This window comes from Flagellimonas eckloniae (genome assembly GCF_001413955.1).
GTDB classification, from domain to species: domain Bacteria; phylum Bacteroidota; class Bacteroidia; order Flavobacteriales; family Flavobacteriaceae; genus Flagellimonas; species Flagellimonas eckloniae.
In genome coordinates this window covers 2135823-2152282 of sequence record NZ_LCTZ01000002.1, presented here as the reverse complement: position 1 = coordinate 2152282, position 16460 = coordinate 2135823, and the positions used below count along the sequence as shown (strand labels likewise).

Genomic DNA, 16460 nt, shown 5'->3' with positions numbered 1-16460 from the left:
GTTAGGATATGAATGAAAATCTAGACCCTACACCTGAGAATTTCTCTCAAGAAGAGCTTGATATTGAAAGAGCATTGAGGCCCATTACCTTTGATGATTTTACGGGTCAGGAGCAGGTGTTGGAGAATTTGAAGATTTTTGTCCAGGCGGCTAATCTACGCGACGAGGCTCTAGATCATACATTGTTCCATGGTCCGCCAGGTTTGGGAAAAACCACACTTGCACATATTTTGGCCAATGAATTGGGAGTGGGTATAAAGATTACTTCTGGTCCTGTTTTGGACAAACCAGGTGATTTGGCAGGACTATTGACCAATCTTGAAGAACGGGATGTTCTGTTCATAGATGAGATTCATCGTTTAAGTCCCATTGTGGAAGAATATTTGTACTCCGCCATGGAGGATTACAAGATTGATATCATGATAGAGACAGGGCCAAATGCCAGAACCGTTCAAATCAATTTAAGTCCATTCACTTTAGTGGGGGCTACAACGCGTTCAGGTCTATTGACAGCGCCAATGCGAGCACGATTTGGTATCCAAAGCCGATTACAATATTACAATACAGAACTTTTATCGACCATTGTTGAACGAAGTGCTGAGATTCTAAAAGTTCCCATTACAAATGAAGCGGCAATAGAAATTGCCGGCAGAAGCAGAGGAACCCCAAGAATTTGTAATGCCCTTTTACGAAGGGTTCGGGATTTTGCCCAGATTAAAGGCAATGGGAATATAGATATGGATATTTCAAAGTTCAGTTTAAAAGCCCTAAATGTAGATGCCCATGGTCTGGATGAAATGGACAATAAAATTTTAACTACTATCATCGATAAGTTTAAAGGAGGGCCAGTAGGTATTACAACTTTGGCTACGGCAGTTTCTGAAAGTGCTGAAACCATTGAAGAAGTTTACGAGCCTTTTCTGATACAGCAAGGATTTATCATGCGAACTCCAAGAGGACGGGAAGTGACCGAACTGGCCTATAAACATTTAGGCAGAATCAAAGGGGCAACACAAGGAGGGTTGTTTTAATTTGAGTCTAAAAACTACCTATACGAAACTTATCAAAACCGAAGCCAAACGCCTCGGTTTTTTGTCTTGCGGTGTTTCCAAAGCTGAATTTCTGGAAGAAGAAGCACCACGATTGGAAAAGTGGCTCAACCAAAATAGGCATGGTGAGATGCGGTATATGGAAAACCATTTTGACAAACGTTTAGATCCAACCAAATTGGTTGAAGGCTCAAAATCCGTAATTTCCTTACTCCTAAATTACCATCCTTCCGAAGAACAAAATCCGAATGCCTATAAGATTTCGAAATACGCCTATGGTACGGACTATCACTTTGTAATAAAGGGCAAATTAAAAAGCCTCCTTAATTTTATCCAGCAAGATATTGGAGAAGTTCATGGTCGCGCTTTTGTGGATTCAGCTCCAGTTTTGGATAAAGCATGGGCTGCTAAAAGTGGATTGGGATGGATAGGCAAGCATAGTAACCTGCTTACCCAACAAGTTGGATCTTTTTATTTTATTGCTGAATTGATTGTTGATTTAGAGTTGGATTATGATACTCCTGTCACTGATCATTGTGGTACATGTACCGCCTGCATTGATGCCTGCCCAACCGAAGCCATTGTGGAACCATATGTAGTGGATGGGAGTAAATGCATTTCTTATTTTACTATTGAATTAAAGAATGAAATTCCTAATGAGTTCCAAGGAAAATTTGATGATTGGATGTTTGGTTGTGATGTCTGCCAAGATGTTTGTCCGTGGAACCGTTTTTCAAAATCGCATAATGAACCACTCTTTAATCCAAATCCAGAACTGCTATCCATGACCAAAAAAGATTGGGAAGAAATTACCGAAGATGTCTTTAAAAAAGTGTTTAAAAAGTCAGCAGTAAAGCGTACAAAATTCTCTGGTTTACAGCGAAATATCAATTTTTTGAAATCCACATAACCAACTACATCGATTTCGTTCAATCTGCCAAGGTATTTGGTGTTAAGTTTTTTTTAAGAAAAAATTAAAAATACTATATTGGTAGCTGTTCATACTGTGATTTTCTCAAAAATAGACTATCAAATTTATCATAATCTAATTTTTTGATTTTTCCTCATTGAGATTTTGAACGATTTGAACCTAAACTAACTAAATTAAGAAAAACCATGAGTGGATTACAGACCCTAGATATTATTGTGATTCTTGTATATCTGGTAGGAATAATTATTTACGGAATATCAAAATCAAAAAGAAGCAGTTCAGAAGATTATTTTTTAGGTGGTAGAACAATGACATGGCCCATTGTGGGGATAGCGTTGTTTTCTGCAAACATTTCAAGTTCTACTTTGGTAGGTTTGGCTTCTGATGGTTTTCAGACAAATGTTAATGTATACAACTACGAGTGGTATGCCGTTGTAATCTTGATTTTCTTCTCTATATTTTTCTTACCTTTTTACTTGAAATCTGGAGTTTACACCATGCCGGAATTTATGCAAAGGCGTTATGATAAAAGATCCAGATATTACTTTTCTTTAATTACAATTGTAGGTAATGTATTGGTAGATACTGCTGCAGGACTTTATGTAGGGAGCATTGTGTTGAAACTATTATTTCCAGATGTTGATTCCACATATATTATAATAGGTTTGGCAGTTGCTGCGGCAGCATACACCATCCCAGGGGGGTTAAACTCGGTTATTCAAACAGAAGTAATTCAGGCCGTATTGTTGATTATAGGTTCATGTTTGCTTACTTATTTTGCATTTGATGAACTTGGTGGCGGATGGAGTGGTATGATGTCCAAGTTGGATGCAGCTTTGGCTTCTGGTGATGTTAATTTTGGTGATCGAGCTGCCGAAGGGAAATTCATCCCCTCAAATTCGGGTGAAGTATTTAGTTTGGTACGTCCCAATAACGATGAGTTTATGCCTTGGTGGGGGCTTCTGACAGGGGTTCCACTTTTGGGCTTTTATTTTTGGGCCAATAACCAATTCATGGTCCAGCGTGTATTAGGGGCAAAAGACCTTAACCATGGTCGTTGGGGTGCATTGTTCGCTGGGTTGTTAAAACTTCCTGTAATCTTTATAATGGTAGTGCCTGGGGTGCTGGCTCTTTTGCTTTTCAGTACTTTGGATATTTCAGGCTTAAACTATCCCTTGGCAGATGGGGGTATGTGTGAAAACCTTGTGGATTGCCCTAACCTTACCTATCCGGTATTGTTGTTCCAACTTTTGCCTACAGGTATATTAGGTCTGGTGGTGGCAGGATTGTTAGCAGCAATGATGTCTTCCGTTTCCGCAACATTTAACTCGGCATCAACACTTATTACAATGGATTTTGTAAAACAATTACGTCCAGAAATGACCAGCAAGCAATTGGTAAGGGCCGGGCAAATAGCCACATTGATATTGGTTGTCCTTGCTTCTGCTTGGGTACCCTTCATAGAACGAGTAAGTGATTCGCTCTGGGGATATCTTCAATTGGTAATTGCTTTTACCAGTCCACCGGTTGTTTCAGCATTTATATTAGGGTTGTTTTGGAAAAGGGCGAATGCAAATGGGGCATTTATGAGTTTACTTGTTGGTGGAGCCGCTGCGGTCTTTATGATTTTATCTGCTAGCTATGATATTTCACCTTATATAAATGAATTCCATTTTCTCGCAAAAGCAAATCTATTATTTGTGATTAGCATTCTAACCCATGTGGTGGTTAGTTTATCTACGGGACAACCTGATGCTCAAAAAGTAGCGGAGTACACCTATAAGAAGGAAATGTTTGCTGAGGAAACAGAAGAATTAAAGGGATTGCCATGGTATAAAAACTACAGATATTTGGCAATTATATTGCTTGTAGTTACCTCAATTATTGTAGGTTACTTTTGGTAGATAGGGATAAGAATTATATAATTGGGCGCCACTTACTATTGGCGTCTTTTTATTTGGGATTATTGTAACCTTAATCCAAAGAATAAGGTATAAATTTACACCTTCAATCTGTATAAATGAACAAAGAACAACAACGTCGGGAAGCACTCTTATACCATGCTAAACCCCAGCCGGGAAAAATAAAAATTGTTCCTACCAAGCCCTATGCCACGCAGCGAGATTTGGCATTGGCTTACTCTCCGGGAGTTGCAATCCCTTGTTTGGAAATTGAAAAGAACAAGGAAGATGTCTATAAGTATACCGCTAAAGGAAATATTGTTGCTGTAATTTCAAACGGTACAGCAGTTTTGGGATTGGGAAATATAGGCCCGGAAGCTTCCAAACCCGTTATGGAAGGCAAAAGCCTTCTCTTTAAGATTTTTGCTGATATTGATGGTATTGATATTGAATTGGATGCCACGGATGTAGATAAATTTGTAGAAACGGTAAAGGCTATAGCACCAACATTTGGAGGCATCAATCTTGAGGACATTAAGGCTCCTGAAGCGTTTGAGATTGAGCGTAGGCTCAAGGAAGAACTTGATATTCCAGTAATGCATGATGATCAACATGGTACGGCAATAATTTCTGCTGCTGCGTTATTAAATGCCTTGGAAATTACCCATAGAAAAATTAGCGAAGCCAAAATCGTTGTAAGTGGAGCCGGAGCTGCTGCAGTTTCCTGCACTAAATTATACAAAGCGTTTGGTGCAAAGGCTGAAAATATTGTGATGTTGGATAGTAAAGGTGTTATTAGGAGTGATCGAGAAAACCTTTCCATAGAAAAAATGGAATTTGCTTCTGATAGAAAGATTGATACTTTGGAAGAAGCCATGCAGGATGCAGATGTATTTATTGGATTGTCTATAGCCAATATACTTTCTCCAGAAATGCTCAAGTCCATGGCCAAAGACCCTATTGTTTTTGCAATGGCCAATCCCGATCCGGAAATTGAATATAATCTTGCCTGTAAGACAAGGGACGATATTATAATGGCAACAGGCCGTTCCGATCATCCTAACCAGGTGAACAATGTTTTGGGATTTCCATTTATTTTTAGAGGGGCACTTGATGTTAGGGCAACAAAAATTAATGAAGCAATGAAAATGGCGGCGGTTAGGGCATTGGCGGATCTAACACGGGAACCTGTCCCAGAACAGGTAAATATTGCTTACGATACAACACGATTGACTTTTGGCAAAGATTATATAATCCCAAAACCTTTTGATCCCAGATTGATTACCAAGATTCCACCGGCAGTTGCAAAAGCAGCCATTGAGAGCGGGGTGGCAAAGGCTCCAATTCAGGATTGGAAAAAATATGAGGATGAATTATACCTAAGGTCTGGAAATGACAATAAAGTTGTGCGCCTTATGCACAATAGGGCCAGGCAGAATCCGAAAAGAATTGTTTTTGCCGAAGCAGAATTACTAGATGTAATGAAAGCTGCACAAATTGTGTATGATGAAGGCATAGCGATACCAATTTTGCTGGGCGATAGGGAAACTATTGAAAACCTAAAAAAGGAATTGGATTTTGATGCCGAAGTACCGATCATAGACCCACGTTCTGACGAGTCAAAGGATATTAGGGCTACATATGCCATTAAATTATGGGAGTCCAGAAAGCGTAAGGGCGAAACAAAATATAGTGCTAATGTTAATATGGGCAAGCGCAATTATTTTGGTGCAATGATGCTTTTGGAAGGAGATGCTGATGGTATGATTTCAGGATATTCCAGATCGTACCCAAAAGTACTGAAACCGGTTTTTGAAGTTTTAGGACGAGCCAAGGGAGTGAAAAATGCGTCCACGGTGAATATTATGATTACCGAAAGAGGACCTTTATTCTTAGCAGATACCTCAATCAATATAGATCCAAGTGCTGAAGATTTGGCCGAAATAGCTCAAATGACGGCAAATGTTGCCAGTAATTTTGGATTTAATCCTGTAATGGCCATGTTATCCTATGCCAATTATGGGTCTTCAGGTCATCCAAATGCGCAAAAAGTAAGGGATGCCGTTAAAATTTTGCACGAACGCAATCCAGATTTGGTGGTCGATGGAGAAATCCAAACAGATTTTGCACTGAGTCAAGAATTGTGTCATAACAATTTTCCTTTTTCAAAGTTGGCGGGAAAAAAGGTGAATACGTTGATATTCCCTAATTTGGATTCAGCAAATATTACCTATAAGCTTCTAAAAGGACTGAATAATGCAGATTCTATTGGCCCAATTATGGTAGGGCTGCGCAGATCTGCACATATTTTGCAATTGGGGGCAAGCGTTGATGAAATGGTCAATATGGCTGCGGTTGCTGTTATAGATGCCCAAGAACGTGAGAAACGAAAAAAAGCAAAAATGGGAGGGAACAAATAGTTCTACAGCACCAATACCTAATAAACAAACTTCTAAATGATTACCCATTTAAACGGAAAATTAGTTGAGAAAAATCCAACCTACGTCATCATCGAATGTGGAGGTGTCGGGTACTTTCTAAATATTTCATTACACACTTTTTCACAATTAAAAGATGAGGAGAGTATCAGGCTTTTTACACATCTACAGGTAAAAGAAGACTCCCATACGTTGTTTGGATTTGTGGAAAAATCGGAACGGGAAATATTTCGATTATTGATTTCAGTTTCAGGTATTGGATCAAGTATAGCCCGGACCATGTTGTCCTCATTGTCACCTACCCAAATTCGGGATGCAATTGCCAATGGAGATGTTCCTTCCATACAGGCAATCAAGGGGATAGGAGCCAAGACAGCTCAACGAGTAATCTTAGACTTAAAAGATAAGATTTTAAAAGTCTACGATATAGGCGAAGTTTCCCTACAATCAAACAATACAAGCAAAGAAGAAGCGTTATCTGCTTTAGAGGTTCTTGGTTTTGTCCGAAGGCAATCTGAAAAGGTTGTGGACAAGGTATTATCCCAAGATTCATCATTAAGCGTTGAGGACATTATAAAATTGGCGCTGAAAAATTTGTAACTAGTTTGAAAAGAGGGGCAAAACCAATACTTAAATCATTAAGATTTAGGTACTTTTTCTTTTTTGTATGTTTTCTGATAGCCACTAACCTAATGGGGCAAGAAACCAATGAACAAGTTCAGGATTCGGTAAAAACGGGTGTTGCACTTGGGCAGTTGATATTGGAAAACCCTGATAGCATTATTGCTAAATACACGTATGACCCTAAACTTGATCGCTATATCTACACGGAAAGCGTTGGGGATTTTGATGTAAACCATCCTGTAATACTTACTCCTGATCAATATTTCGAGCTCGTTCGAAAAGAACGAATGAAATCCTATTTCAAAGAAAAAATAGATGCCTTTACAGGTAAGAAAGAGGGGAGTGAAGAAGCCAGAAAGAATCTCTTGCCTAATTTCTATGTAAATAGTAGCTTTTTTGAATCCATTTTTGGAGGGAATACGATCGAAGTAATTCCGCAAGGTTCTGTAGCTATGGATTTGGGGGTTTTATGGCAAAAAAATGACAATCCGGCACTTTCACCTAGAAATAGAACCAATCTTTCTTTTGATTTTGATCAGCGAATTAGTTTAAGTCTACAAGGAAAAGTTGGAGAGCGTTTGCTGGTGACGGCTAATTATGACACGGAGGCAACTTTTGACTTCCAAAATTTGGTCAAAATAGATTATACGCCAACAGAAGACGATATTCTAAGAAAAATTGAGATTGGAAATGTAAATATGCCCTTGAACAGTTCTCTTATTACGGGAGCGCAAAGCCTTTTCGGTGTAAAAACACAATTACAGTTTGGAAAGACCACAGTAACCGCAGTTTTCTCGGAACAACAATCACAAAATAATACTGTGGTGGCACAAGGAGGTGGAACCGTAAATGAATTTGCTCTTACTGCCTTGGATTATGATGAGGACAAACACTTTTTCTTGGCCCAATATTTTAGGGACAATTACGATGCTGCACTAACAAATTATCCCTTCATCCAAAGTCAAGTACAAATTACCCGTTTGGAAGTATGGATCACCAATCGTAACCAGCAAACGCTAAACGTTAGGAACGTTGTTGCGCTTCAGGATTTGGGAGAAGTGGAGTTAGGTGTCGATGGAAGGGAAGTTACCAGGATTGGAAAAGAAGGAAATGCTCCTGCAGGGTTCTTCAACGTTTTTGAAATGGGAGCTTTGCCCCGTAACGGAGCCAATGATTTTGATCCAGCCTTAATTGGTAATGGAGGGCAGTTAACGTCATCCATTCGGGATATTGCCACTGTAGAATCCGGATTTGGAGTAACGGCAAATCAAGGTTTTGATTATGCTATTTTAGAAAATGCCCGAAAACTGGAATTGACCAGAGACTATCAATTTGATGCACAATTGGGATATATTTCGCTTAACCAAAGGCTGAGCAATGATGAGGTTTTGGGAGTTGCGTTTCAATATACCTTCAATGGTGAAGTTTTTCAGGTGGGGGAATTTGCCAATGGAAGCGTGGATGCCACTACCGTTTCAGGAGGGGTAAATCCAATTGTTGAGAACAATACCTTGATTTTGAAATTACTTAAAAGTAATATCACCAACGTAGAAGATCCTATTTGGGATTTGATGATGAAAAATATTTACGCAACTGGAGCCTTTCAATTAAGCCAAGAAGACTTTAAGTTAAACATTCTTTATACTGACCCCACACCTAGAAACTATATTACACCAGTAGACCCCAATGTGGGTTGGCCTACAGGTTTTGAAGAACGTATTCTGATAGACATATTCAATTTGGACCGACTCAATGTGTACAATGATGTGCAACCGGGCGGTGATGGTTTTTTTGATTATGTACCTGGTATAACTATCGATACCCAATCCGGACGTATTATTTTCACCAAGGTTGAACCTTTCGGAGAATTCTTGTTCAATGAACTGGGAGGGGGAACCTATGATGTTGATAATGATCAGGGATACAATGAAAACCAACAGAAATATGTATTCCGTAATATGTATGCCAAGACAAAGGCGGCTTCGCTACAGGATGCGGAAAAGAATAGGTTTCAGTTAAAAGGGCGTTATAAATCTGAGGGAAGCAATGGCATTCCAATTGGTGCCTTTAATGTTCCACAAGGTTCGGTAAGGGTTACGGCAGGTGGTCGTCAGTTGCAGGAAGGGATAGACTATACGGTGAATTATCTGGCAGGTACAGTACAAATTTTGGATCCAAGTCTGGAAGCATCCGATACACCTATCAATATTTCCGTAGAAAATAATGCGGTTTTTGGACAGCAGACAAGAAGATTTACGGGAATCAATGTGGAGCATCAATTCAATGAAAACTTTGTATTGGGAGGAACCTTGTTGAATCTCAATGAAAGACCTCTAACGCAAAAATCCAATTATGGTGTAGAACCTGTTAACAATACCATTTTTGGCCTCAATGGAAATTTCAGTACGGAAATTCCCTTTTTAACACGATTGGCCAATAAGTTGCCAAACATAGATACTGATGTCCCCTCAAACCTTTCCATACGGGGTGAAGTAGCTTTTTTAAAGCCCAATTCGCCAAAGAATGCTGATTTTCAAGGGGAAACCACAACTTATATAGACGATTTTGAAGGAGCACAGGCCCTAATAGATATACGGTCGTCCTTGGGGTGGTTTTTGGCAAGTCCCCCGGTTGAATTTTTGGAAGACCGAACTGATATAGATGTAGGCTATGAACGTGCAAAAATGTCTTGGTACACCATTGATCCTATTTTTTACACCAACCAAAGGCCTTCAAGCATGTCAGATAATGATATTTCTTTAAATACCACTCGAAGGGTTTTTATAGATGAGGTCTTTTCGGAAACCGATATTGCCCAAGGGCAAACAACCGTTCAGGGAACTTTGGATTTGGTGTATTACCCAAACCAAAAAGGGCCCTACAATGCCAATCCTGATTTTGCAACGGAAACTCCGGATGACAAATGGGCTGGTATTATGCGTCCATTGAGCAGTACCAACTTTGAACAATCCAATGTGGAATTTGTCCAGTTTTGGGTGTTGGATCCATATATAGATGGACAAACCAATGGTGTCAATGATGGTGAGCTGGTATTTAATCTAGGTAATATCTCCGAAGATATACTGAAAGACGGCCGTAAACAATATGAAAACGGACTGCCTGCAAGCACCAATAGTGAAACTCCAAGAGAGACAATCTGGGGGCAAGTGCCCTCAACCCAATCTCTGGTATATGCCTTTGATGCAGACGAAACGAACAGGACATTACAAGATGTTGGTTTAGATGGATTGGACGATATTGCTGAGCAAGCTATTTATGGTCCTGGAGATGACCCCGCCCTGGATAATTATGAATATTATTTGAATAGGGAAGGTGGCATTCTAGAGCGTTATTTGGATTTTAATAACCCAGATGGAAATTCACCTGTTGCCGTAACCAATACAAATAGGGGATCTACTACTTTACCTGATGTGGAGGATATTGATAGGGATTTAACCATGAACACGGTGAATAGCTATTATGAGTATCGAATCCAAATAAAGCCAAATACAACCATTAACGATCAGTATGTAACTGATATTCGTGAAGGTTTGACATCAACACTTCCAAATGGAACCCAGTTGAACAGAAGATGGATTCAATATAAGATTCCATTAAGTGATTTTACGGATGCTGTGGGTGGAATAACGGATTTTCGCTCTGTTAGTTTTATGCGAATGTACCTCACCGGATTTACGGATGATGTTGTACTACGGTTTGCTACTTTGGATTTGGTACGGGGAGATTGGAGAACATATACGAACTCGTTACAACCCGATGTGGACAACGATCCATCTGATGATGGTACCGTAACCGATGTGAATACGGTAAATATTGAGGAAAATTTTGGGCGGCAGCCGATTCCGTATGTTCTGCCTCCGGGAGTGGTCAGGGAACAACTGAACAATAACAATACTATAATTCGCCAAAACGAGCAATCGCTTTCCTTTGTGGTCGAAAACTTAGAATCCCAAGATTCACGGGGTGTTTTTAAAAATGTAAATATTGATGTACGCCAGTATGAACGTATTAAAATGTTTATGCACGCCGAGAAAATTTTAAATAGCGATTATTCAGACGACGATACCCCATTGGTCGGTTTCCTTAGAATTGGAACGGATTTTTCAGAGAACTTTTATCAAATAGAATTGCCGCTTCAACTTACATCCTTCAGTGCAACATCTGAAGATGAAATTTGGCCCGACGTCAACGAAATTGATATTGCTTTGAGCGATTTGAATAAAGTAAAATCTCAAGGAATAGCATCGCAAACCCTAAGTCAAATTAATTATTACGAGGTAGTTGATGGAGAGGTGGTTTCGGTAGATGAATTTGCCCCCAGAACTTTGGGAAGGCTTCGGATAGGAATACGTGGTAACCCATCTCTGGGAAGTATTAGAGGTATGATGGTGGGTATTAAAAATATTGATGATCTGCCAGCAAGAGGGGAAGTGTGGTTCAACGAACTACGATTGGCCGGTTTGGATAACAATGGAGGTTGGGCCGCAGTTGCTGCTTTGGACGCAAACATGGCAGATTTTGCAAATGTTACGGCAACAGGAAGTAGAAGTACTTCTGGTTTTGGTTCCATTGATCAAATGCCCAACGAGCGTTCACGGGAAGATGCCATATCTTACGATGTGGTAACCAATATAAATGTGGGACAATTGTTTCCAAAGAAATGGGGGCTTGAGCTACCGTTCAATTATGGCATTTCTGAAAGTTTGATAACTCCAGAGTTTGATCCAGTATACGATGATTTAAAATTGGAGGACCGTATTGCAGCAGCCGAAACCCCAGAAGATGCTGAGACCATAAGGACACAGGCAGAAGACTATACCAAAAGAAGAAGCATCAACCTTATTGGGGTTAGAAAAAATAGAGGTGAGGAAGCAAAAGAGAACTTTTTTGACGTTGAAAACTTTACCTTCAATTATTCCTATAATGAAACCAATCACAGGGATTTTGAGGTTGCAGATCTACGGGATCAAAATGTGACCACCGGTTTTGTGTATAACCATAATTTTAAACCAGCCCCTGTAGCTCCATTTGCCAAAAAGGATTCACTGTTCACTGGAAAATACTGGCAATGGTTAAAAGAATTGAATTTTAATGTATTGCCTACAAGTTTATCGGTCAATGCAAACTACAATAGATCTTTTAACCAACAGCGTTTTAGGGATGTTTTGGAGCCGGGAGTTGAAGCTTTGGAATTGCCGCTCTTGCAACAGCGTAATTACCTGTTTAATTGGCAATATGCATTAAATTACAGTATTTCAAAGTCATTGCGTTTAAATTTAACGGCATCCAACAATAATATAGTAAGGAATTATTTTAATGTGGATGATGATTCGGATTCTGGTATAAATGCAGATTTGAATTTATGGGATGGCTTTTTTGATGTTGGAGAACCAAACCGACATTCGCAACGTATGGAACTGAACTATGAACTGCCCTTCAATAAATTTCCGTTTTTGGATTTTATGAATGCCCAATACACCTATACCAGTAATTTTGACTGGCAACGTGGCGGAGATGCTTTGATTGAGGTTTCAGGAGAGAATATAAATACAGTTCAAAATGCCAATACCCATACCATAACGGCAAATTTGACGATGCAACGCTTTTACGACTTTTTGGGGTTGAAAAAGCGAGATGGCAAAGTTACAGCGAATCAAGTTCAGGTACGAAGGGATAAAGCAGGAAATCCTGCATCAACCGAAACAGACGAAAAACCACCAAAAAAGACGAGCAAAGCCTTTAATACTTTGGTGGACATTGTAACCATGGTAAAACGGGTGAATGTAAACTACAGTGAAAATAATGGTACCGTACTTCCAGGATATACACAATCTGTAGGTTTTATTGGTTCGGCGCGGCCAACATTGGGATTTGTTTTTGGTAGCCAAGCCGATGTGCGTTTTGAAGCTGCACGTAATGGTTGGTTGACCACATTTACTGAGTTTAATTCCCAGTATATGCAAAACACAAATAAACAATTAAACCTTGCTGCTACTGCTAATCCCACCCAAGATTTGACCATTGATTTTACAGCCGACAGGCAATTTTCAAGCAGTACTCAAGAAAATTATAGCCCGCAAGAATGGATAAACAATCAGAATGGACTTGTTAATGAGTTGGGGAATTTTAGCATCTCAACAGTTATGATTGGAACGGTGTTCAATAAAAGCGATGAATTTGATTCGGAAACGTTTGAGACATTTAAACAAAATAGGATCACCATTGCCAACAGATTGGTTTCGGACAGGGGACAGACCCCGGGCACTTTGGATGAAGATGGTTTTCCAGAGTTATATGGAAAAACGCAACAAGAAGTATTGTTGCCCGCTTTCTTTGCTGCCTATACTGGTCAAGATGTTGACCGTGTAAATTTGGATGCCTTCAGGGAAATTCCAATTCCAAATTGGAACATTAAGTATACCGGATTGATGAAGAATAGATGGTTCAAAAAGAAATTCAAACGTTTTTCATTAAGTCACGGGTATCGTGCCGCTTACAGTATCAACTCATTTCAAACCAATCTGGAAAGAGAGAATACCACAACCGATCCAGACACTGGTGATTTATTGCCGGAGAACATAATTAACAATGTTGTGCTCAATGATGAATTTAATCCCTTAATGCGTATGGATTTTGAGATGAAGAATTCCTTTAGCTTTGTAGCTGAAGTCCGAACGGATAGAATGTTGTCTCTAAGTTTCGATAATAACCTCCTTACAGAAATCAACGGAAAGGAATATACCCTTGGATTGGGCTACCGTTTTAAAGATGTAAAGTTTGTGACCAACATAGGTGGTGAAAAAACGCGCTTAAAAGGCGATTTAAACTTAAAAGCAGATTTATCCCTAAGGGATAATATTACAATCATAAGAAACCTCGATATTGATAACAATCAAATTACTTCCGGTCAACAATTAATGTCCATCAAGTTCACGGCAGATTATGCATTGAGCAAAAGCTTGAATGCGCTGTTCTTCTATGATCACTCCTTTTCCCAGTTTGCGGTCTCCACGGCGTTCCCACAGACAACCATTAATGCCGGTTTTACCATAAGGTATAATTTTGGGAACTAGTTTTCAAACTGAATATTTTGTTATAAAATTTACTTGAATAGCTATATTCAATCCGTTACATTTGTCTTATGACTAATACAAAATAAGACAATGAACATTCCAGCAGAATTAAAGTATACCAAAGATCACGAGTGGGTTAAAATAGACGGAGATACAGCTACCGTTGGCATTACCGATTTTGCCCAAGGAGAATTGGGGGATATCGTTTATGTTGAAGTAGAGACTTTGGATGAAACTTTGGACAAAGATGAGGTATTTGGTACTGTGGAGGCCGTAAAGACGGTTTCCGATTTGTTTTTACCATTGACTGGCGAAATTATTGCGTTTAACGAAACCTTGGAAGATGAACCAGAGAAGGTGAATACGGACCCCTATGGTGATGGCTGGATGATCAAGATTAAAATAAGTGATGCTTCGGAAGTTGAAGGTTTAATGAGTGATGAAGAGTATAAGGCAATGGTAGGTGCTTAAAAAAAATATTTTTTTAATATCATTTGTAAGCTGGGTCTTGGTGATAACCATACTCAGCTTATTTTCTTTTTCAGGTTTGGATACGAGACAAGTAAACATTCCCTATGCAGATAAGATTACACACTTTTTCTTTTATTTTGTTTTTGCCCTACTGGGATGCCTTTTTTTACGGGAACGTACAAGAGGTGGGATAAAATTGTCCAAAGCAGTGTTGGTGATTTTGCTTTTGGCCATAGGGTATGGCATATTTATTGAGGTGTTACAATATGCGATTACAACAGATCGCATGGCTGAAATAGGCGATGTTTTGGCCAATTCAATTGGCGCATTTCTTGGGATAAGCTTAATTAAGTGGTATTTTTCTAAAGAAAGGCCGTTAAAATGGAAAATTTAATTGCTTATTTAACCAATTAATATTTAAATTAGCAAACACTAAAATCAAAACGATGGAACTAAAAAAGAATCCAAAAGCAGATGTAGGAAAAAACAGTTCACTCTATTTCGTAATAGGGCTGGCCGCTGTTTTGGGGTTGGTTTATGGAGCCATGGAGTGGAAAAAATACGATAATAGCGGTGATTATGACATTTCAATGAATGTTGAGGACCAGCTGGACGAAGAGGTGCCAATGACGGAGCAGATAAAAACTCCACCACCACCACCACCACCAGCAGCACCAGAAATCATCGAGGTTGTTGAAGATGAGGAAGAAGTGGAAGAAACTGTAATTGAATCTACGGAAACCAGTCAGGATGAGGAAGTAATGGAAATTGAAGATGTTGAGGTAGAAGAGGTTGATGAAGATCTTTCAGTTCCCTTTGCTGTAATTGAAGATGTACCGGTTTTCCCAGGTTGCGAAAGAGCATCCAATAAAAAGCAATGTTTCCAGGACATGATGCAAAAGCATATCCGTAAAAATTTCCGTTACCCAGAGATTGCCCAAGAAATGGGTGTTCAAGGAAGGGTAAATGTTGTTTTTGTTATCCAAAAAGATGGTAGCATTGGTAACATTAGAATGCGTGGACCGGATAAAAATTTGGAAAAAGAAGCGTTACGTATTATCAACAAGCTTCCTAAAATGACACCAGGCAAGCAGAGAGGTAGAGCGGTGAAAGTACCTTTTAGTATTCCAATTACATTTAAGCTTCAGTAAAATATATTATTTCTGCCGAGGCAGAAATGGAAAAGCCCTAACGGAAACGTTAGGGCTTTTTTTGTTTAGTTTTGACTTTGAGTTATTGTTGGCCTTTTTAGTGCCATAAGATGCAATCTTATAATAGCGAGGAGATACAATTAATTGAAATATGAAAGTCAAAAAAACAATGAATGTTCTCATTTTGTTTATATCCATTGGGTGTGCAGATTTGGTTAGGGAGTACCCAAATGGAATAAAATACATTAGTGAAGGATTGGAATACAATTTTGTGACCAAGGATGGAACTAGTGGTTTCTTTTTAGAATCCAATATAATTGGGGTTAAAGAAAGTTCCCAATATCTATTATTTGTTCAAATGATTGATAGCAAAAGACTTGAAGAAAAATTAGGTAGAGATATTTTTCCAAATATTAAAAATTTGGATTCAATAGACCTTAAACATCAGGTTGATTCAGTTTTAAAAAAATCCTCTCATTTGAGTGCACAGTTAATGCATGAAAAGGATATTGGATTTTACACTTAAAAAAGGATAGTCTAATAGGTCCAATAATTGACGAAAAAGTGATTGAGACCGAATATGGTTTTAAATTGGATTGAAGTGCTCTTGGCACCCCGCTAGTTTCCGCCATAGTCGAACACGTGCCACTGGTGGCGGTCAAGAGAAAGCAAGGAAAACAAGAGAGAGCCATAACAATACTGTTGTGGCTTTTGGTTTTTAAATGAAGAACCGGGACAGTATAGATTTCTCGCTTCGCTCAAAATGACAGCACTGCCCGAACCCAGTCATTTCGAAATGAA

10 protein-coding genes are annotated in these 16460 nt (G+C 39.1%); all 10 read left to right on the top strand.

Annotation, left to right across the window (positions count from 1 at the left end; all coding sequences use genetic code 11):
- Positions 1–8: 8 nt before the first annotated feature.
- The 10 genes from ruvB to AAY42_RS09040 all read left to right on the top strand — a co-directional run bounded on the left by ruvB (position 9) and on the right by AAY42_RS09040 (position 16185).
- Positions 9–1031: a Holliday junction branch migration DNA helicase RuvB gene (ruvB, locus tag AAY42_RS09085; RefSeq protein WP_055394404.1), complete on the top strand. Its 1023-nt coding sequence runs from the start codon at positions 9–11 to the stop codon at positions 1029–1031.
- A gap of 1 nt (position 1032) precedes the next feature.
- Positions 1033–1959, top strand: coding sequence for a tRNA epoxyqueuosine(34) reductase QueG (gene queG / locus AAY42_RS09080; protein ID WP_055394402.1), 927 nt, complete (start codon positions 1033–1035; stop codon positions 1957–1959).
- Positions 1960–2165: 206 nt separating this feature from the next.
- On the top strand, positions 2166–3884 hold the full coding sequence (locus tag AAY42_RS09075; protein WP_055394400.1) for a sodium:solute symporter: 1719 nt from the start codon (positions 2166–2168) through the stop codon (positions 3882–3884).
- Between the two features lie 116 nt (positions 3885–4000).
- On the top strand, positions 4001–6301 hold the full coding sequence (locus tag AAY42_RS09070) for an NADP-dependent malic enzyme (protein ID WP_055394398.1): 2301 nt from the start codon (positions 4001–4003) through the stop codon (positions 6299–6301).
- A gap of 36 nt (positions 6302–6337) precedes the next feature.
- A complete protein-coding gene (ruvA, locus tag AAY42_RS09065; RefSeq protein ID WP_055394396.1) occupies positions 6338–6919 on the top strand; it encodes a Holliday junction branch migration protein RuvA in 582 nt (193 codons plus the stop codon).
- A gap of 5 nt (positions 6920–6924) precedes the next feature.
- On the top strand, positions 6925–14037 hold the full coding sequence (gene sov, locus AAY42_RS09060; RefSeq protein ID WP_055394394.1) for a T9SS outer membrane translocon Sov/SprA: 7113 nt from the start codon (positions 6925–6927) through the stop codon (positions 14035–14037).
- A 90-nt stretch (positions 14038–14127) separates the two neighbouring features.
- Complete coding sequence (gcvH, locus tag AAY42_RS09055; protein ID WP_055394392.1) at positions 14128–14508, top strand: glycine cleavage system protein GcvH; 381 nt, start codon at positions 14128–14130, stop codon at positions 14506–14508.
- A gap of 40 nt (positions 14509–14548) precedes the next feature.
- Positions 14549–14902 (top strand): VanZ family protein, encoded by a 354-nt coding sequence (locus tag AAY42_RS09050; RefSeq protein ID WP_175288744.1) that lies wholly within the window; start codon positions 14549–14551, stop codon positions 14900–14902.
- Between the two features lie 52 nt (positions 14903–14954).
- Positions 14955–15659: an energy transducer TonB gene (locus tag AAY42_RS09045; protein WP_055394388.1), complete on the top strand. Its 705-nt coding sequence runs from the start codon at positions 14955–14957 to the stop codon at positions 15657–15659.
- Between the two features lie 151 nt (positions 15660–15810).
- Entirely contained in the window at positions 15811–16185 is a 375-nt protein-coding gene (locus AAY42_RS09040) for a hypothetical protein (protein WP_055394386.1), read from the top strand.
- The last annotated feature ends 275 nt before the right edge of the window (positions 16186–16460 follow it).